Source organism: Microbacterium sp. NPDC087868 (genome assembly GCF_044900755.1).
GTDB classification, from domain to species: domain Bacteria; phylum Actinomycetota; class Actinomycetes; order Actinomycetales; family Microbacteriaceae; genus Microbacterium; species Microbacterium galbinum.
Genome location: NZ_JBJDNO010000007.1, coordinates 46,525 through 65,488 on the forward strand (window position 1 = coordinate 46,525; position 18,964 = coordinate 65,488).

Below are 18,964 nucleotides of genomic sequence, written 5' to 3' on the forward strand. Positions count from 1 at the left end.
TCGTCACGGTCAGCCGCGGGTCTCGGCCTATAAACGTAGCGGACAATGAGGGAGTTGTCAGCGGTCCAATCTGAAAATCATCTGCATGACGCGGGCATACCGAGCGATCCATCAACTTCTTCTTGGGTATCTCTGGCCTCTGACAGGCTTAGAAAGTAGATGATGCGCTAGGCGTTGTCGGCTATTTCTTTTATGCGCAGGCGTTGTTCTTCCCACTGCGCGGGCGTCAGATCTGGAATGTTGGGTGCTGAGGGGCGTAACCCGACGAAACCGTCCAATTGCTCGCGTACGATATCCATGTGTCCTGCATGGCGATGAGACTCGGCGATCATATGAATCAGGAGACGTTCCACTGTCGTATGCCGATGCGTTCCCCACCAGGGAACAACGGCAGGGGAATCCAGATCCAAATAATCCAAAACTACGTCGGCAGCGGTGGTTGCCTCGCGGTAGATATTCATGGCATCAGCTAAGGTCATGTTCGGTGGCGGGCGGAAGTCGGCCTGGGCGTCTTCGTCTTCGGAAATGTCTCGGATAATGGGATTCTCAATTTTCTGTCCGAGGCATCCGACGAGATACTCTGATTCGGTGACGGCTAGGTGAAGCAGCAACCCCATGACATGGGTTCCTGTGGGTGCCAAGGGCGTACGCGCTTGGGTGTCGCTCAAGCCTTCGCATTTCCACAAGATTGCTTCGCGGGCATCATTCAGATATTCGCGTAGATGGGCCCCAGTGCCGCTATTGCCAATTGCCATGTGCTGAGTCTAATGCCGCGCAGGGGTCATGCCCCGAAGGATGCTGGACCGAATGCCCAAGATTCCGCCCGGCTTGTTTGACGGGAAATAAACGGCAGTCGCACCGCAGGTTCCCACGGAGAGGCATTCGCCTAATTCGGGCAAGGGGGCATATCCGGGTGAGCGATCGATAGCGTTTTCGTGAAGGGCATGCATAGGAAGCAACGTACGGGTCCGCCGAAATTTCGAGTTCATCTGGCTAGGCAATTGCCAGTCGCCAGTACCTCCGGCCTCCAAAAGATCTTGCCGCGTCCCATTTTCTCCAGCCCATGCAAATGCATTGCAAAGCAGCCGTTGCTGCTAGGCAAGGCGGCGGGAGGATACCAACGAGTAATTCAAGGGCTATTTGCGATTGCGGTTCTCGGGCCGAGTGCCGGACACCTGGAGAGCTGGCACCAGATGGTTTCTAATAACTGGCCGTAGCCGGCCGGTCGTTGTCGTGAGCAGTCCGCCGAGCCGCAAAACTCAGCAATGCCCCTGGGCAGGTGGCCTAGTACGCACAGCTCCCGAAGAAGAGCTCCGGTAGCGACGGCAAAAATGGGTGCATGCAACGCAATGTTGCATGCACCCATTTCCTGGAATCTTGGACTCCCTAGGCAAGTACCTGGCGCTTGGAGGAAATGACGCCGGTATTGAATCCAGCCAGGCGCAGGCCGCCGTGGAAGCGGGCGTGCTCGATCTTCACGCAGCGGTCCATGACCACATTCATGCCCGCGGCCTCGGCGCGCCGGGCCACTTCCTCATGCCAGGATCCCAGCTGCAGCCACAGGGTCTTCGCGCCTACGGCCAGGGCCTCGTCCAGCACGGTAGGCAGGTCATCGTGCTTGCGGAAAACCTCGACCAGATCCGGGGTCTCCGGCAGATCGGCCAGCGACTTGTACACCGGCTGGCCCAGGATCTCATCGAGTACCGGGTTGATGAAATACACCTTGTACTTGGAGGAGGAGAGCAGGTAGGTAGCCACGAAATAGCTGGCGCGCGATGGCTTGTTCGAGGCACCGACAATGGCGATGGACTTGGTGTCGCGCAGGATCTCCAGGCGCTGTGCGGCTCCAGGGCCTTCCCAAGCGGTATCAACGGCAGTCATTAGATTGCTCCCTTCGAAGCGGTTGGCAATGCGCAGGCGGAACCGTCATAGGCCGGAGCCTCGAACCCTGCGGCGGAAGCGGCAATCGCTTCCTGCGAAGCGGCCAGCGCCTGGTCCAGATCCCAGAGGATGTCCTCGACATCTTCCAGTCCTACCGACAGCCGGATCAGATCTTCTGGCACGCCAGCGGAGACCAGCTGCTCGGCGCTCAGCTGCTGGTGGGTGGTGGAGGCCGGGTGCAGCACCAGGGTGCGGGCATCGCCGATGTTGGCCAGGTGGCTGGCCAGCTGCAGGGCTTCGATGAACTTCGAGCCGGCTTCGCGCCCGCCCTTCACCCCGAAGCTGAAGACCGAGCCGACGCCCATGGGCAGCAGCTCCTTGGCCTGCGCGTGCTGCGGGTGGGATTCCAGGCCGGCATAGTTCACGTAGGTCACGCGCTCATCGGCCTGCAACCAGGCAGCGACCTGCTTCGCGTTGGACAGGTGGTTGTCCATGCGCTGCGGCAAGGTCTCCAGGCCCTGCAACAGCTGGAATGCGGACTGGGCCGGCAGAGCCGGTCCGAAGTCGCGCAGCTGTTCGCTGCGCAGCTTGGTCAGGAAGCCGTACTCGCCGAAGTTGTCCCACCAGGAGACGTTGCCGTAGCTGGCAACCGGTTCGGTCATGGTGGGGAACTTGCCATTGCCCCAGTTGAACTTGCCCGACTCGATGACCACGCCGCCCAGGGTGGTGCCGTGCCCGCCGATGAACTTGGTGGCCGAGTGGATCACGATGTCCGCGCCGTGCTCGATAGGGCGCAGGATGTACGGGGGAGTGAGCGTCGAATCGACTACCAGCGGGAGATTGTGGCGGTGCGCCACCTCGGCCAGGCCCTTCAGGTCAGCGATGTCGCCGGACGGGTTGGCCACCACCTCGGTGTAGACGGCCTTGGTGTTTTCCTGGATCGCCGCTTCGAAGTCGGCGGGATCATTGGAGTCGATGAAAGTGGTGTTGATGCCGAAGCGGCGCAGCGAGACATCGAGCTGGGTGATGGTGCCGCCATAGAGCTTCGATGAAGCCACAATGTGGTCGCCTGCCTGGGCCAAGGCCGCGAAGGTGACGAATTCCGCGGCCATGCCCGAGCCGGTGGCTACCGCTCCGATGCCGCCTTCCAGCGAAGCCATGCGCTCTTCGAAAGCCGCTACGGTCGGGTTGCCGATACGCGAGTAGATGTTGCCGTACTTCTGCAGGGCAAAGAGGTTGGCCGCATCGTCAGCGTCCTTGAAGACGAACGAAGTGGTCTGGTAGATCGGCACTGCGCGTGAGCCATGCTCGGCATCGGGGGTGCCTCCGGCATGCAATGCGCGGGTGCGGAATCCAAACTTGTGATCTGCCATGGTGGCTTACGACTCCTTGTCGATTGGGGTTTCGCGGGCACCGCAGGGCGGGCCGCGATCGAGGCAGGAATCCCGGAATCAATGTCGCTTCCTGCTGTGGTCCAACGGGTAGGCGGCTGCATCGTTTCTGGCGGTAGCACCGTAACCACCGGATGTGGCAGGTTGCTGCGGCGTCATCGAACCAGATCTCTCAGCCGCTCGGGATGGTGTAATAATCTTCGCAACATGACCGTTCGTGACCCAACTATGAGTCGTAACGTTGCGTATTGGAGCTGTTATCGGAGATTCTTCGATAACTATTACCCCGGTTAGGCTGGAGTCATGGATACTTCGCTGGCACTGGTGCGACATGGGCAGACCGATTGGAACCTTGCAGGGCGCCTGCAGGGGCGTACCGATATCCCGTTGAACGATACCGGGCGCGAACAAGCTCGCGAGGTCGGGCGCCAGCTGATCGGCCAGAACTGGTCGCTGGTACTTGCTTCGCCCTTGGAACGTGCCCGGGAAACTGCCTCGCTGATTGCCCAGCAGATCGGGGCCGAGACGGGGAACGCCGTTCCGGAACTCATTGAACGCGGCTTCGGCCCGCTGGAAGGCCGGATCATGGCCGAGGTCAGCGAAGCGGAATCGGCTGCTGCCAAGGACCTGCGTGAGCCGCGTGCCCAGATCTTGAGCCGTACGGTGCCAGCGCTGCTGGACTTGGCCAGCAGGCATGCCGGGCGCAAGGTCATGATTGTCAGCCATGGGGCCACCATGCGCACCATCCGCGACGCATTGGCCGGAACCACGGATCCCCAAGGCGTGGAAAATGGCGAAATGCTCCACCTGGAATTGATCCGCCTTGAGCAGATCGCCAGCGAATTGGATCTGGTGGCATTCTAGGAATCCATGGGTATCTGCGTGAAGGAATTTTTTTCGTTCACGCCTCACAAAATGGTCTCCTCGTACGTTTACATGGTGAGAAGCCATGAAGGCGCAAAATTCCAGGAGAGCCATGCAAGCACCGTTCGAGCGGATAGTCCAGGACTATGGACTGAACGTCCTGCGCGTTTGCCGTGCCCTGCTTGATGAGCATCGCGCGCAAGACGCCTGGTCCGAAACGTTCCTTGCCGCGCTCAAGGCGTACCCGCAACTGCCGGAGGACGCCAATGTCCTGGCATGGCTAGTGCGTATTGCCCGGAACAAAGCCATTGACGAGTTGCGCAGGAACAAGCCGGAAATCCTCATCGGCCAAGACGTGGACAGCCTGGCCCCATCGGCCCAACGGCCGGATCTGCAGTTGGAAAACCTGCAGCTGTGGCATGAGGTGAACCAGCTTCCTGGCAAGCAGCGGCAGGTGGTGGCCTACCGCTACCTGGGCGGAATGAGCTACGCGCAAATTGCCGGAATCCTTTCCGGCACCGAAGCTGCCGCCCGGCGTTCGGGCGCCGATGGGATCAAGAATCTGCGGGCCCGGATGGATGACCAAGAACTATGGCGGGAGCAGCCATGAACGGAAAAAATTATCGGCAGCAGGCTACGGCCGCTGAAGCGCAAGTCCTCGACTCGCTGCAGGACCGGCTCGTTGAACGGGCCCGTGCACGGGAACTTGTTGATGTTGCCTATCGCGTGGTCGATAGCCCCGTGGGGGCCTTGCTGCTGGCCAGTACCGATGCCGGGCTGGTCCGGGTCGCTTTTGAATCCGAAGGCCATGACCGGATTCTGGAGGTGCTCTCGGAAAGGCTCAGCCCGCGGATCCTGCGCGACAAGTCGAGCTTGGATGGTGCCGTCCGGCAACTGGATGAGTATTTCGCGGGCCAGCGGCATGGCTTCGATCTTCCGGTGGACTTGCAGCTCTCCACCGAGTTCCGCCGCCAGGTGCAGCTGGAGCTGGGTCATATCGATTACGGGCGTACCCTGAGCTACGCCCAGCTGGCGCAGCAGATCGGCAAGCCGAAAGCGGTGCGGGCCGTCGGTTCAGCCTGCGCCACCAACCCGATTCCCATCGTGCTGCCCTGCCATCGGGTGCTGCGCACCGATGGTTCATTGGGCGGCTACCTGGGAGGCTTGGAAGCCAAGTCCGAGCTGCTGAAGCTGGAGAACCCGGACTTCGCCAGCGGCGCCGCGACGCTGTTCTGACGGGCAGTTCCCGCATGAAACAAGTGCTGGGCTGCTGCCTCCCTTGCGGGAAGCAGCAGCCCAGCACTAATTGCTACGGGCTTGCAGCCCAGCAGCTGCTACTTGCTGCGCAGTTCGAAGCGATCTGCGTCCATGAGCTTGGCCCAAGCGGAGGCGAAGTCATTGACGAACTTCTCCTTGGCATCATCCGAAGCGTAAACCTCGGCCAGTGCACGCAGCTCGGAGTTGGCACCGAAGACCAGATCCACGCGGCTGCCGGTCCAGCGGCCATCGGTGGTGGTGTAGGTCTGCTCGTCAGCGGACGGGGTCCATTCCAACCCCAGCTCCAGCAGGTTCGCGAAGAAGTCGTTGGTCAACGCGCCTGGGGTGTCGGTGAAGACGCCCAAGTTGGAGCCGTCCCAGTTATTGCCGATGACGCGCAGTCCACCGAGCAGTACGGTAGCTTCCGGTGCCGAGAGGCCCAGCAGATTCGCGCGGTCGATCAGCAAGTACTCGCTAGGCAGCTTGACGAAGCCCGAGTCGTAGTTGCGGAATCCGTCGGAAACTGGTTCCAGCCATGCGAACTGGTCAACGTCGGTTTGCTCCTGGGTTGCGTCTACGCGGCCCGGGGTGAATGGAACCTCGACCTGCTGGCCAGCTGCCAGGGCTGCCTGCTCGACTCCGACGTTGCCGGCTAGGACAACGACGTCCGCGAAGGAAGCCTTGATCCCGGAAGTGGCGTTGAAGTTGTCAACAATCTCTTCCAGCTTGGCAATTACCGGCTTGAGCTGTTCAGGCTGGTTCACGCTCCAGGAGACCTGTGGTTCCAGGCGGATGCGGCCGCCGTTGACGCCGCCGCGCTTATCCGAGCTGCGGAAGGTCGAAGCGGCCTTCCAAGCCGTGGATACCAGCTGCTGGACGGTCAGTCCCGAATCGTTGATCAGGGCTTTAAGTGCGGCAACTTCAGTTGCACCCAAGGTGGTCTGCGGAGCTGCTGGCAGTGGATCCTGCCAGAGCAGGTCCTCAGCAGGAACCTCTGGGCCGAAGTAGCGGGACTTCGGGCCCATGTCACGGTGGGTCAGCTTGAACCATGCGCGGGCGAAGGCGTCTGCGAACTGGTCTGGGTTCTCCTTGAAGTTCTTGGAGATCGGGCCGTAGACCGGGTCGAAGCGCAGGGCCAGGTCGCTGGTAAGCATGCGTGGCTCGCGGTGTTCCAAGGTCTCGAATGCAGGCTGGACCAAGCCGGCTCCGCCATTGTTGACCGGGCGCCACTGCTTGGCGCCTGCTGGGGATTCGAACAGTTCCCATTCGTAGGCGAAGAGGATGTGGAAGAACTCGTTGTCCCAGCGGGTTGGGTGGTAGGTCCAGGTGACTTCAAGACCCGAGGAGACGGTGTCCGCGCCCTTGCCGGTGCCGTGGCCGTTCTTCCAGCCCAGTCCCTGCATTTCGAGCGGAGCTGCTTCTGGATCCGGGCCGATCTTGTCATCGGCATGCGCGCCGTGGGTCTTGCCGAAGGTGTGGCCACCGGCGATCAGCGCGACGGTCTCCTCGTCGTTCATGCCCATGCGGCGGAAGGTTTCGCGGATGTCTACGGCCGAGGCCAGCGGATCCGGATTTCCGTCAGGACCCTCAGGATTCACGTAGATCAGGCCCATCTGCACTGCTGCCAGAGGAGCATCCAGGTCTCGCTTGCCGGTGTAGCGTTCGCTGTCCAGCCAGACCTTTTCAGGGCCCCAGTAGACATCGTCATCTGCTTCCCAAACGTCCTTGCGGCCGCCGGCGAAACCGAAGGTCTCGAAGCCCATGTCTTCCAGAGCCACATTGCCAGCCAGCAGGATAAGGTCGGCCCAGGAAATCGACTGGCCGTACTTCTTCTTCACTGGCCACAGCAGGCGGCGAGCCTTGTCCAGCGAAACGTTGTCAGGCCACGAGTTCAGCGGAGCGAAGCGCTGCTGGCCTGCGCCGCCGCCGCCACGGCCGTCGTGCGAGCGGTAGGTGCCTGCGGAGTGCCAAGCCATGCGGATGAAGAACGGGCCGTAGTGGCCGAAGTCTGCTGGCCACCAGTCGTGCGACTGGGTCATGATTTCGGTCAGGTCGGCTTTTACTGCCGACAAGTCGAGGGCATTGAAGGCTTCAATGTAGTCGAAGTTCTCGTCCAGCGGGTTGGAAACCTGCTGGTTCTTGGCCAGAATCCTCAGATTCAGCTTATTCGGCCACCATTCGGTGTTGGCATTGCCCTGGGTAGGGTGAATTCGACCCGCGCCGCCAACTACTGGGCACTGACCTGCAGTCATCTCAGACATGTGCTCTTTCCTTCCGGATTGTTTAGGGTTTATCTGGTTTTATCCATCGCACAGCAGCTGCGCTGATGACGATGGCAAATCTAGGGGTTTACTTAGACAGCAACTATGCGTTCGCAGCCTGGCAACCCGGGCAGGTGCCCCAATAGATCACTTCGGCTTCATCAATGCTGAACCCGTGGTCATTGGAAGCATGCAGGCACGGGGCGCCGCCGACAGCGCAGTCGACGTCCGCCAGCTTTCCACACTGGCGGCACACCACATGGTGGTGATTGTCGCCAACGCGGGCTTCATAGCGGGCGGTATGGCCCTGTGGCTGTATCTGCCGAATGACACCCAGCTTCGTGAAGAGCCTGAGTGAATCGTAGACAGCTTGGTGCGACACATTGGGGTGATCTTCACGGACAGCCGAAATGATGGTTTCGGTATCCGCGTGCGGGTGCGCTGCGACGGCGGAAAGTACCGCAACGCGCGGTTGCGTGACCCGCATCGATGCCGCCTTCAGCACCTGCTCGATCCCTGCCTGTGATGTCATGTACCCAGCATGCCTGCTTATTTTGAATCAGTCAAGATAAGTTCCAGTGTATTTCACGTTAAAAGTTGGTGGACCCCGGTTCGCTGGTTGGATCAATGGCTCATTAGTAAGTATTCCGTAACCGACATGTTCAGGCATGACGTGCTTCCGGGGAGAAAAATTGCGGAATCATAGAGATTTCACCAGGAATAGGAAAGGCAATAATGAGCGATTTTGACTCCAAGAATATTTCCGGTCATTTGATGATTTCGCGGGGGCAAGGAGTGGAAAACTCCATGGGGCGAGGAAGCTCACATAGATGGTGATGCCAGCGTAAACAACGTGATCCTGGGGCGGCGGAGGTCCGAAAATGGCGAGAAATCAAGGAACAGATTTGACCCTTGATGAGATGTCGACCATGCTGGAAAAGGCCCATTTTGGGATTTATCGTGTCAAATTCGTGCTAAATCGGGTCAACTCGCAGAAATAATTCGCGGGATATCAGCGGAGAATAGCTGTTTCTTTCAGGCTGCTCCAACGCTAGATTTAGACACAACGGACCGACACCCGAAAAGCAATTCGCAATCAATCACACTGCATGGCGATCGTTTACTCGAGAGGCGATGGCTCGGCAGATTCCGCCCGGATCTTCTCCGCGGGATCTCACCAGTGAAGGAAGAACGCAATGAAGCAGACGGATCAATCAATCGTAGACCTCGTCGAGGAACTGCATTCAGTTCGTCACAGACGACCTAAGAAGTACTCACTTTCCGGTACGGATTACTGGGTATTCGGAATTGCCGGCGTTCTAGCGCTGGCATTTATCATTTGGGGTTTCGCTACCCCGGAAGGGCTGGGCAAGGCCTCCAGTGCGGCCCTTGATTGGGTTATCACCAACACTGGCTGGCTTTTTGTCATCGCTGCCGCGGTTTTCGCGGTCTTCGCCATCGTCGTAGCGGCCAAGAACTTCGGACGCATCCCGCTGGGCAAGGACGGCGAGACGCCAAAGTTCTCCACGGTCTCGTGGATCTCGATGATGTTCGCAACCGGCATGGGCATCGGCTTGGTCTTCTACGGCGTAGGCGAGCCGCTGTACTTCTACATGTCGCCTCCTCCGGGAACGGTGGAAGGTTCCACCAGTGATGCCCTGAGCACCGCCATGGGCACCACGCTCTTCCACTGGACCCTATTCCCATGGGCCATGTACGCCATCGTTGGCTTGGGCATGGCTTACGGCAGCTTCCGGCTGGGACGCCCCCAGCTTTTCTCAGCCATGTTCAGCTCGATCTTCGGCGACCGCGCCATCCATGGTTGGGGCGGGCGCACCATCAATATCCTGGCCATCATCGCCACCCTCTTCGGCTCGGCTTGTTCGCTGGGTCTGGGCGCATTGCAGATTGGCGGCGGCATCCAGGCCACCGGGATGATGGAGAAGGTCGGCTCCGGCGTTCTGGTTATCATCATTGGCATTCTGACGGCATTGTTTGTCGCTTCTGCCGTTTCCGGCATCGAGCGAGGTATCCAGTGGTTGTCCAACACCAACATGGTATTGGCATTGATCATCGCATTGATCGTTTTCATTGGCGGCCCAACTCTGTTCATCCTGAACGTCATTCCCAATGCCATTGGCGCTTTCATCGGCGACTTGCCGGAGATGGCTTCGCGTACGGCTGCCGGCGATGGCGCAATGTCTGATTGGCTGTCCTCGTGGACTGTCTTCTACTGGGCATGGTGGATCTCTTGGAGCCCATTCGTAGGCTTGTTCATCGCCCGCATTTCCCGTGGCCGCACTATTCGCCAGTTCGTCACCGGCGTGCTGCTCGTTCCATCCAGTGTCACCCTGATTTGGTTTGCAATCTTCGGCGGTGGCGCAATCGGTATTCAGGAACGCGCTGAACGCTCCGGGGAAACCGGGGAAAAGCTGGCCAGCATTGTTGACGGCGTACCAGATATCGACTTCGATTTGATCCTCTTCGACATGCTTGGGCGCCTCCCGCTGTCGGGCTGGATGGCTACCGTGCTGATGGTCGTCACCGTGCTGCTGATTGCAATCTTCTTCGTGACCGGCGCAGACTCGGCCTCGATCGTGATGGGTGCGCTCAGCGAACGCGGCGCTGAAGAGCCATCCAAGAAGGCCGTGATCTTCTGGGGCGTGGCCACCGGCGCTGTGGCCGCGGTGATGCTGCTGGCTGGCGGCGATCATCCGGCGGAGGCATTGACCGGGCTGAAGAACATCACCATTGTTTCGGCGCTGCCATTCGTGATTGTGATGCTCCTGCTCTGCGTGGCGTTGTGGAAGGACCTGAGCAAGGATCCGCTGGTGCTTCGCGGCAAGGTGGCTCGAAAGGTCCTGGAGCAGTCCGTGGGCCAAGCGGTTGACCGCCATGAGGGCAGCCAGTTCAGCTTGATGACCACCGAAATTCCTTTGGTCAGTGCCGAGGGCAAGGCCTCCGAAGGGAAGCTCTTCGCCACCGAAGCCGCCGCTGACCCGGTGCAGGACGGCAAGAACACTGCGGCCGATGGCCAGAGCCAGAAGCCAACGACCGGGGATTCCTAACCGGCAAATCAAATGAAGCTTCTTCCCCCGCCGGGGAAGAAGCTTCATTTGTTTAACCCCAAGGGGCCTGGGAGCAGCGATTAGCCGCGCGCGCGGCAGATCGCGTTGATCTCCGGAATGCACGGCTCATTCTGCAGGCTCGTTGTGTCGCCGAGCGTGGTGCCCTCGAACAGCTGGGTGAGCAGGCGGCGCATGATCTTGCCCGAACGGGTCTTGGGCACATCTGGAACCAAGACGATTTCCCGCGGCTTGGCAATCGGGCCGATCTGCACCGCGACGGTATTGCGGAGTTCAGCAATGAATTCGGCCTGCCGTGCAACGAGCTGCTCGTCAGGCGACTCGGCAACCAGGGTCTTGTCCAGCGGTACCACGAAGGCAGTTGCAGCGTGTCCGGTCTTGGAATCCGGGGTGGGGCAGACGCCGGCTTCCACCACGCCGGGGTGGGTGACCAATGCCGATTCGATTTCAATGGTGGAAAGCCGATGGCCGGAAATATTGATCACGTCGTCGGTGCGGCCCAGGATGTAGATATCGCCGTCCTCATCGAAGCGGGCACCGTCGCCAGCCAAGAACCAGCCCTGCTCTACGTATTGTTCCCAGTAGCTGGTGTAGTAGCGCGTCGGGTTGCCCCATACGGTACGGGCCATCGACGGGCCAGTGCGCGTGATGACAATATTGCCCTGCTGGTTGGCCGGCACGCTCAGGCCGCCATCGTCAACAATGTCCACCGAGATGCCCGGCAGCGCGCGTGCGGCGCAGCCTGGCTTGAAATGTCCATCGGTCGGCAGGGGGGAAAGCACGGTCGCGCCGGATTCGGACTGCCACCAGGTGTCAACCATCGGCAGTCCTGCTTCGCTGTCCCGGCCGATCTGCTGGCGGAACCATTTCCATGCCTCGGGATTGACGGCTTCACCCACAGTGCCGCCGATCTTCACCGAGGACAGATCGTATTGAGCGGGGATGCCGTCCGGGAACCAGCCCATCAACGAGCGGACCAAGGTGGGAGCGGTGTAGTAGCTGGTGACCTTGTAGCGTTCAATGACCTCGAAGTGGCGGCCCGGGTGCGGGGCGCTGGGGACGCCCTCGTAGATTACCTGGGTGACGCCATTGGCCAACGGGCCGTAGATCTCGTAGGTATGCGCGGTGACCCAGGCGAGGTCGGCGGTGCACCAGTGCACGTCCTTGGCGCGCTGGGATTCGTCCGGGTTGGCGAACAGCAGGTTGTAGCTGGTGGCCGCCTGCGTCAGGTACCCGCCGGTGGTGTGCACCAAGCCCTTCGGCTGGCCGGTGGTTCCCGAGGTGTACATGATGAACAGCGGTGTTTCCGCATCGAATGCCTGCGCGTGGTGCTCGGTGGACTGGGTATCAACCACCTCATGCCACCAGATGTCGCGGCCTTCGGTCCACGGGATTTCGTCGCCGGTGCGGCGGATAACCAGGACCTTTTCGATTTCGTTCTCGCCGGCAACGGCCGCATCGGCGTTGCCTTTGACCGGAACCGAAGTGCCGCGGCGGAACTGGCCGTCGGTGGTGACCAGGACCTTTGCCTTGGTGTCCTCCACGCGGAACCTCAGCGCTTCGGCGGAGAACCCGCCGAAGACCAGCGAGTGGATGGCGCCGATGCGGGCGCAAGCCAAGGTGATGACAATTGTTTCAATGAGCACCGGCAGGTAAATGACCACGCGGTCGCCCTTCACCACACCCAGGGATTCCAAGGCGTTGGCTGCCTGGGAGACCCGCTCCTGCAAATTCTTGTAGGTGACGGCTACCCGGTCTCCGGGCTCGCCTTCGAAATACAGTGCGACCTTCTGCCCGCGTCCCGCAGCTACATGGCGGTCGGCGCAGTTCACTGCGGCGTTCAGCTTGCCGCCGAGGTACCAAGAAATTTCCGGTCCGCGCTTGGCATCCGGATCGGCCGGAATGATGCGGCTGGTGGTGTGCCACGGGATGTCCCAATCCAAGAGGTTCGCCGCTTCGTCCCAGAATTCCTGGCGTGCTGCCTCTGAAACTTGAGTTGAGGTTGTTGCCAATTCGGTGGTCATCGCAAACTTTCTTTGGTGAGGGGTAGCTTTGTCAGCGGGTACTAGCGGGTACTAGCGGGTATTAGCGGGTCCGGTTTCAGGTCCAGCGCTTGATAGCCCAGCGTTCTGCTATCGACAGCAGGGCATCGGTGATCTTTCCAAAGACGGCCAGCAGCACGATGGTCATGATCAGGCGGTCCAATCGGCCGTTGTTCTGCGAGTCGGTGAGCAAGAAGCCAAGGCCCATTGACGCGCCGAGGAGTTCGGCTGCGACCAGGAAGAGCCAAGCTTGGGCTAGTGCCAAACGCAGGCCGGAGAAGATCGAAGGGACCACTGCGGGCAGCTGGACGGTGCGCAGCAGCTTCAATCCCTTCAACCCGAAGGAGCGGGCTGCTTCGACCAGGTGGGCATCGACATGGCGCAACGCCAAGGCGACGGTGGTAAAGACCGGGAAGAAGGCACCAATGATCACGAGTGTGACCTTGGAATCTTCACCCATTTTCATCCAGAGCACCAGCAGCGGAACCCAAGCCAAGGAAGGGACTGCACGCAGGGCGCTGATGCTCAGTCCCAGAAATGCATCTGCCAATTTGGACAGTCCGACAAGCGCACCCAGCGCCAAGCCCAGCAATGATCCGAAGGCGAAACCGAGAAGAACACGCTGAGTGGAGATGCCGATGTGCTTTCCGAGTTCGCCATCCTGGAAGAGCTCAATGGCAGCAGAAACCACTGAACCCGGAGTTGGCAGTGTCCACGGAGCAACGATTCCGGTAACGGTGACAAATTGCCACACAGCCAGGGTGGTCAGCGGCAAGACCAGCGCAAGCAGCCATTTCGGGGCACGCAGGATCGTTGCGGCCATGCTGGCCTTCTGCTTGGCAGGTGTTTGGCTTCCGCGGGTTCCAGCCACGTTAGAGGGACTCATGGCTGGTTACTCTCCGGAGATCTTTGTTGCGTCTGCCTTGACGGCAAACTGGTCATCGATGAGGGTTTCCAGAGCTTCATCAACGGATTCCTGCTCCGAGACATCGCCGCTAGCGACCAGCGTGGGAGCAATCTTGCTCAGGACTCCAGTGAATTTGGCGTCGGGAACTGCCGGAACGTCCAGATTGGAGCGTTCCTCAATGACGGTGGCAGCAACTCCTGGTTCGAGCCCTGCTACGTCGGCCAGGATTTCTGCGGTTTCCTCGGGATTGTCAGCTGCCCAGCCACGAGCCTTTTCGTAGGCATCGACAACGAGCTGGGCGAGTTCGGGGCTCTGCTCAATGAAGTCTTCGCGAGCGTTCAGCGCACCGTAGGTGTTGAAATCCAAGTTCCGGTAAACCAGTTGCGCGCCGTCTTTTTCGGCAGCGGCCATGATCGGATCCAAACCGCTCCAGGCATCAACCGAGCCGTTGGCCAGGGCGGTACGTCCATCGGCATGCTGGAGGTTCTGCAGCTTGATGTCAGCTTCACTCAAGCCCGCGGATTCCAGCGCCTGCAGCAGGAAGAAGTATGGGTCGGTGCCCTTTGTAGCGGCCACGGTCTTGCCAGCGAGATCTTCAACGGACTCGATTTTCGAGTCCTTATCCACTACCAGGGCCGCCCATTCCGGCTGCGAATACAGTGCGATGGTCTTGATGGGTGCACCGTTCGAACGGTTCAGGAGCGCAGCGGAACCGGCTGTGGAACCAACATCGATTGCGTCGGCGCGAAGAGCTTCATTGGCCTTGTTGGAACCAGCGGACTGGATCCATTCGACATTTACGCCCTGCTCCTTGGCGGCTGCTTCCAACCATCCCTTTTCCTTGAGTACCAGGCTCAGCGGGTTGTAAGTGGCAAAGTCGATGGACAGGGTCTGACCATCCGAGGAGGCTGTAGCGTTTTCGCCAGCACAGCCGGTCAGGGCAACTGCGCCAACGATCAAGGCGGCGGCGGACAATGCAGTGCGGCGGGTGAGACGGTTCAAAAGCATGGAGAATCCTAGAATTGTGCGTGCAAGCGGTGTAGGTGAAAAGGCAAAGGGGACGAATGGTTCGGGACCCACGGCGTGGCCGGGACTAATGGTTGGTTGGGTCGACGCCGAGCAGGCGCAATAGGTGCAGGCGATCTGCAACGAACTTTTCATCGGTATGCCGGCGTGGATGCACAGCTGAGATGGACAGATCCTCGATGACGCCCGCTGCACTATGCCCAGCGCCTCGCCCCAGAACAATCACGCGGTCAGCCAAAGTCAACGCCTCGTCCACATCATGGGTCACCATGAGAACAGTGGTGGGGAACGATGCGTGAATCGAGAGCAGCAGATCCTGCATCTTCAAGCGTGTCAGCGCATCGAGGGCGCCGAAGGGTTCATCAAGAAGCAATACACCCGGGCGCCGAGCCAGCGCGCGAGCCAGCGAAACCCGTTGCGCCATGCCTCCGGAGATCTCGCGTGGGCGCAAGCTGGCTGCATGGCTCAGACCGGTCAGCTCGATCAACTCATCGATCAGCGAGTTGCCGGCGCGCTTATCGGTTTCCGGTGCCAGGCCCAGTGCAATGTTCTGGCGAACCGAGCGCCATGGCAGCAGCCGGGGCTCCTGGAAGGCAACGGCGCATAACTCGTTGATGCCGGTGACCTCGCGGGTGCCGGTGCGGATGGTGCCGGTGGTGGGGTGGTCCAAGCCCGATACTGAACGCAGCAGCGTGGATTTTCCGCAACCGCTGGCTCCAAGAATGGCCACGACTTGACCTGCTGGAATTTGCAGGTTGATATCGGTCAGAACGGTGCGGCTTTCCATCTTGGTGGTGAAGGTTCGCGACACGTTGCTGAACTGCACGTCCAGGGCGCTTGAAGCTGAGGCAACGGGAGCTGCCTCGGGCGCTGCAAAGGAAAGAGTCATGTTCATCTCCATCGTTCCTGGCGGTAGCACCGGCCTGCAGAGCAAAACTCCAAAGGTGGTTGCTGCGGCGTCGTGGAGCCAGATCTCTCGGCCGCTCGGGATGGTTACGTGTCCATTACAACGAGTCGAACGATTTGAACGCAAATCTTGCGTAATATGAAAAAATCTTCGACAACTACGTCACATTGCCCAGAAATTTCGTTATTTATTTTATTGCAGGCCGGTTTGCTCGACATTAAGCAAAACTTTGCAACTCATCTTCGGCAGGACGCGGATTAGGCTGTGAAATTTGAAGATGGGCACTGCCGGCACTGGGACGAAATGTGACTTCGCGGGTTGGAAACGCCGGTTTATTACCGTTACAAATGAATTACGACCCATCCAGAGCGGCTGAGAGATCTGGCTCCACGACGCCGCAGCAACCACCCCAATAGCGGGACGGTGCTACCGCCAGGACCGATGGAAAGAATTGAGAACCCTGATGCCTATTGGTGAATCGCACAATGCCCTCGGACTGGACTTCAACCAGCTCAGTGACCCTTCGCAGGCCACCACAATGGACCTGGACAAGTTTGAAGAACAGCTGCCGACCAGGCAATTGCTGAAAATCACCCCCGGACCAAGTGCGGATGAGCAATACGACCGGCTGGCCGAAATTTTCCGTCCCGTTTTTGCGCAGATCGCCGCGACAGCCAAGGACCGCGACTTGAACCGCGTGCTTCCTTTCGAGCAGGTAGGCCTGCTGAATCGCGAGCGTTTCGGTGCGCTGCGCCTTTCCGTTGCCGACGGGGGCTACGGCGCACGGCTGGTGGATGTCTTCCGTCTGCTCATCGAGCTGTCCGAGGCGGACTCCCACGTAGGCCAGCTGTGGCGTGCGCATATCGCATTCGTCGAGAACGTCTTGGCGCTGGAGGACGAAGAGCTGCGCAAGAAGTGGGTCGCTCGCATCGCTGCTGGGCAGATTATCGGCAACGCCTACACCGAACGCGGTGGCAACGCCCTGGGCACCTTGAACACCAAGGCCAGCACCGTGGACGGGCGCTGGGTGATCGACGGTGAAAAGTACTACTGCACCGGCACCATTTTTGCCGACTGGACCACCGTTGCCGTGGCCCACCCGGAGCTCGCCGGCCGCCAGATCGCCGTGGTCTCCACCCAGCGCAGCGGCGTCAAGATCCTCGACGACTGGGATGGGTTCGGCCAGGGCCTCACCGGAACCGGCACCACCGAATTCCACCAGGTCCCGGTGGATTGCTTCATGCCGCAGCAGACCAATGACTCCGAAGCGGCGATCTTCCAGCTGGTTCTCATGGCCGTGCAGGCGGGCATCGCCCGCGCCGCATTGAACGACCTGCGTCACGCGGTGCAGGCGCGCACCCGCATCTTCACCACCGGAACCGGGGTGCCGGTATACCAGGAACCCCAGGTCCTCCAGCTGGTGGGCGAAGTTTCCGCGGAGTCCTTCGCTGCCGACTCCGTGGTGATCGGCGCGGTACTCGAAGTCGAGGCGGCCCTGGGCGATCCGGGACTGAACGACGAGGAACGCTACGCCGTATGCGAGCTGGCCGCCAACCGCGCGCAAACCGTGGTGCAGCCACTGGCCATCGGCGTGACCAGCAAGCTCTTCGACGGACTGGGAGCCTCGTCCACCAGAAGCGGCTGCAACCTGGACCGGCACTGGCGCAATGCGCGCACCATCGCCACCCATAACCCGGCGATCTACAAGGCGCGCATCGTCGGGGACTACGAGATCAACGGGGTCCAGCCGCAGCGGCTGTCCGTCACCGGCGAAGATTCAACCCAGCGGGCTTGAGGGCCTGCGACGCAAACCAGCAACTTTCCACGATTACCGACCTATGGGGGCAAAGCCATGAGCGAGAACAAGCGCGAGATCCTATTCAACGCATTCGACATGAACTGCGTGGTGCACCAGTCGCCGGGCCTGTGGCGCCATCCGCAGGACAAGGCCTCGACCTACAACACCCTGGGCTACTGGACGCACCTGGCCAAGGTGCTGGAAAAGGGGAAGTTCGACGGACTGTTCCTCGCCGACGTGCTGGGCACCTACGACGTGTACAAGGGCACCAACGTGACCCCGCTGGGCTCCGGCGCGCAGGCACCGGTCAACGACCCGATGATGCTGGTTTCCGCCATGGCCGCTGTGACCGAGAACCTCGGCTTCGGCGTCACCGCAGGTACCGCCTATGAGCACCCGTACGCTTTCGCCCGCCGCTTGGCCACCTTGGACCACCTGACCAACGGCCGCGTGGGCTGGAACGTCGTCACCGGCTACCTGCCATCGGCGGCCCGCAATATGGGCCAGGAAGACCAGATGGAGCACGACGAGCGCTACAACCACGCCGATGAGTACCTCGAGGTGGTCTACAAGCTGCTCGAAGGCTCGTGGGAAGACGACGCGGTGCAGAATGACAAGGCCACCGGCATCTACACCGACCCGGCCAAGGTGCACCCGATCGAGCACGAAGGCAAGTACTTCAAGGTTCCGGGCATCGCCATCACCGAGCCGTCCACCCAGCGCACCCCGGTGATCTACCAGGCCGGCGCCTCCAAGCGCGGCACCGAGTTCGCCGCGTCGAACGCTGAAGCGATCTTCGTCAATTGCCCCACCCGCGACCTGCTGAAGGAAGCGGTCAGCAAGATCCGTGACGCTGCCGAGGCCGCCGGGCGTGGCCGCTACGACATCAAGGTCTTCGCCATGCAGACCATCATCACCGCCGAAACCACCGAACTGGCCCAGGCGAAGTTCCAGGACTACAGCTCCTACGTGGATATCGAGGGGTCGCTGGCACTGCTGTCGGGCTGGACCGGCATCGACATGTCCGTCTACGGCCCCGACGATGTCATCGGCGACGACGTGAAGTCCAACGCCATCCAGTCCTCGGTGGAAACCTTCAAGAAGGCCAGCGGCGATACCGGCAAGCCGTGGACCATCCGCCAGCTGGCCGAATGGATCGGCGTGGGCGGATTCGGCCCGGTCTCCGTCGGTTCCGGCGCCGAGGTAGCCGAGAAGCTCATCGACTGGGTGGAGTACACCGACGTGGACGGCTTCAACCTCGCCTATGCTGTCACTCCGGGCACCTTCGAGGACATCGTCGAGTACGTGGTTCCCGAGCTGCAGGCGCGCGGGGTCTACAAGACCGAATACACCGAGGGCTCGCTGCGCCACAAGATGTTCGGCGCCGGCGACCGCGTGAAGGACACCCACCGCGCAGCCCGGTACAAGATCTCCAACCGGATGGCCGCGCAGGCCTGATATGTGCCCGTAATTGTCAAGTAGGCATGGGTTAGCACCCGCTCGGCTGGATTGCCGAGCGGGTGCTTTTCACCTCCCTGATCGAC

At 60.6% G+C, this 18,964-nt stretch carries 15 protein-coding genes and 3 riboswitches; of the genes, 6 read left to right on the forward strand and 9 right to left on the reverse strand.

Translation table 11 applies throughout. From position 1 onward, the window contains the following. Positions 1-167: 167 nt before the first annotated feature. The 3 genes from ACI2JZ_RS17560 to ACI2JZ_RS17570 form a co-directional block, all read right to left on the reverse strand. Positions 168-755, reverse strand: a complete 588-nt coding sequence (locus ACI2JZ_RS17560; RefSeq protein WP_404598730.1) for a DinB family protein — start codon at positions 753-755, stop codon at positions 168-170. Between the two features lie 631 nt (positions 756-1,386). Continuing rightward, the gene (locus tag ACI2JZ_RS17565) at positions 1,387-1,881 is read right to left on the reverse strand and encodes a CoA-binding protein (protein ID WP_105657946.1); all 495 of its coding nucleotides are present in this window, start codon (positions 1,879-1,881) and stop codon (positions 1,387-1,389) included. Further along, positions 1,881-3,254 (reverse strand): O-acetylhomoserine aminocarboxypropyltransferase/cysteine synthase family protein, encoded by a 1,374-nt coding sequence (locus ACI2JZ_RS17570; protein ID WP_133834308.1) that lies wholly within the window; start codon positions 3,252-3,254, stop codon positions 1,881-1,883. The genes ACI2JZ_RS17565 and ACI2JZ_RS17570 overlap by 1 nt, the downstream gene beginning before the upstream one ends. Positions 3,255-3,369: 115 nt before the next feature. Then, positions 3,370-3,464: riboswitch (SAM riboswitch) on the reverse strand. Positions 3,465-3,575: 111 nt separating this feature from the next. On the opposite strand from ACI2JZ_RS17570, the gene ACI2JZ_RS17575 reads away from it, so the two are divergent. From ACI2JZ_RS17575 to ACI2JZ_RS17585, 3 genes are all read left to right on the forward strand, one after another. Beyond that, a complete protein-coding gene (locus tag ACI2JZ_RS17575; protein WP_404598732.1) occupies positions 3,576-4,136 on the forward strand; it encodes a histidine phosphatase family protein in 561 nt (186 codons plus the stop codon). A gap of 112 nt (positions 4,137-4,248) precedes the next feature. Beyond that, positions 4,249-4,746, forward strand: coding sequence for an RNA polymerase sigma factor (locus ACI2JZ_RS17580; RefSeq protein WP_332595234.1), 498 nt, complete (start codon positions 4,249-4,251; stop codon positions 4,744-4,746). Next, on the forward strand, positions 4,743-5,372 hold the full coding sequence (locus tag ACI2JZ_RS17585; protein WP_332488328.1) for a methylated-DNA--[protein]-cysteine S-methyltransferase: 630 nt from the start codon (positions 4,743-4,745) through the stop codon (positions 5,370-5,372). Before ACI2JZ_RS17580 ends, ACI2JZ_RS17585 begins: the two co-directional genes overlap by 4 nt. A gap of 98 nt (positions 5,373-5,470) precedes the next feature. Here ACI2JZ_RS17585 and katG read toward each other — a convergent pair whose 3' ends face one another. Both katG and ACI2JZ_RS17595 read right to left on the reverse strand, forming a co-directional pair. Further along, on the reverse strand, positions 5,471-7,654 hold the full coding sequence (gene katG / locus ACI2JZ_RS17590; RefSeq protein ID WP_332488326.1) for a catalase/peroxidase HPI: 2,184 nt from the start codon (positions 7,652-7,654) through the stop codon (positions 5,471-5,473). Positions 7,655-7,757: 103 nt separating this feature from the next. Then, on the reverse strand, positions 7,758-8,186 hold the full coding sequence (locus ACI2JZ_RS17595) for a Fur family transcriptional regulator (protein ID WP_105657951.1): 429 nt from the start codon (positions 8,184-8,186) through the stop codon (positions 7,758-7,760). A gap of 664 nt (positions 8,187-8,850) precedes the next feature. Here ACI2JZ_RS17595 and ACI2JZ_RS17600 point away from each other — a divergent pair. Next, the gene (locus ACI2JZ_RS17600) at positions 8,851-10,722 is read left to right on the forward strand and encodes a BCCT family transporter (protein ID WP_404598733.1); all 1,872 of its coding nucleotides are present in this window, start codon (positions 8,851-8,853) and stop codon (positions 10,720-10,722) included. 80 nt (positions 10,723-10,802) lie between these two features. Here ACI2JZ_RS17600 and acs read toward each other — a convergent pair whose 3' ends face one another. The 4 genes from acs to ACI2JZ_RS17620 all read right to left on the reverse strand — a co-directional run bounded on the left by acs (position 10,803) and on the right by ACI2JZ_RS17620 (position 15,610). Beyond that, the gene (acs, locus tag ACI2JZ_RS17605; RefSeq protein WP_404598734.1) at positions 10,803-12,764 is read right to left on the reverse strand and encodes an acetate--CoA ligase; all 1,962 of its coding nucleotides are present in this window, start codon (positions 12,762-12,764) and stop codon (positions 10,803-10,805) included. 76 nt (positions 12,765-12,840) lie between these two features. After that, positions 12,841-13,605 carry an ABC transporter permease gene (locus ACI2JZ_RS17610; protein ID WP_404598735.1) on the reverse strand — a complete coding sequence of 255 codons (765 nt, stop codon included), beginning with the start codon at positions 13,603-13,605 and terminating at the stop codon, positions 12,841-12,843. Positions 13,606-13,674: 69 nt separating this feature from the next. Continuing rightward, a complete protein-coding gene (locus ACI2JZ_RS17615) occupies positions 13,675-14,697 on the reverse strand; it encodes an aliphatic sulfonate ABC transporter substrate-binding protein (protein ID WP_404598736.1) in 1,023 nt (340 codons plus the stop codon). Between the two features lie 85 nt (positions 14,698-14,782). Continuing rightward, the gene (locus ACI2JZ_RS17620; RefSeq protein WP_404598737.1) at positions 14,783-15,610 is read right to left on the reverse strand and encodes an ABC transporter ATP-binding protein; all 828 of its coding nucleotides are present in this window, start codon (positions 15,608-15,610) and stop codon (positions 14,783-14,785) included. After that, positions 15,610-15,711, reverse strand: a riboswitch (SAM riboswitch). Its footprint overlaps the gene before it by 1 nt. Before the next feature lie 267 nt (positions 15,712-15,978). Further along, a riboswitch (SAM riboswitch) is annotated at positions 15,979-16,070 on the forward strand. Positions 16,071-16,085: 15 nt separating this feature from the next. Between ACI2JZ_RS17620 and ACI2JZ_RS17625 the strand changes: the two genes are divergently transcribed. Together ACI2JZ_RS17625 and ACI2JZ_RS17630 are read left to right on the forward strand one after the other, a co-directional pair. Then, positions 16,086-17,417, forward strand: a complete 1,332-nt coding sequence (locus tag ACI2JZ_RS17625; RefSeq protein WP_332488315.1) for an acyl-CoA dehydrogenase — start codon at positions 16,086-16,088, stop codon at positions 17,415-17,417. Between the two features lie 57 nt (positions 17,418-17,474). After that, entirely contained in the window at positions 17,475-18,878 is a 1,404-nt protein-coding gene (locus ACI2JZ_RS17630; protein ID WP_404598738.1) for an LLM class flavin-dependent oxidoreductase, read from the forward strand. Positions 18,879-18,964 lie beyond the last annotated feature (86 nt).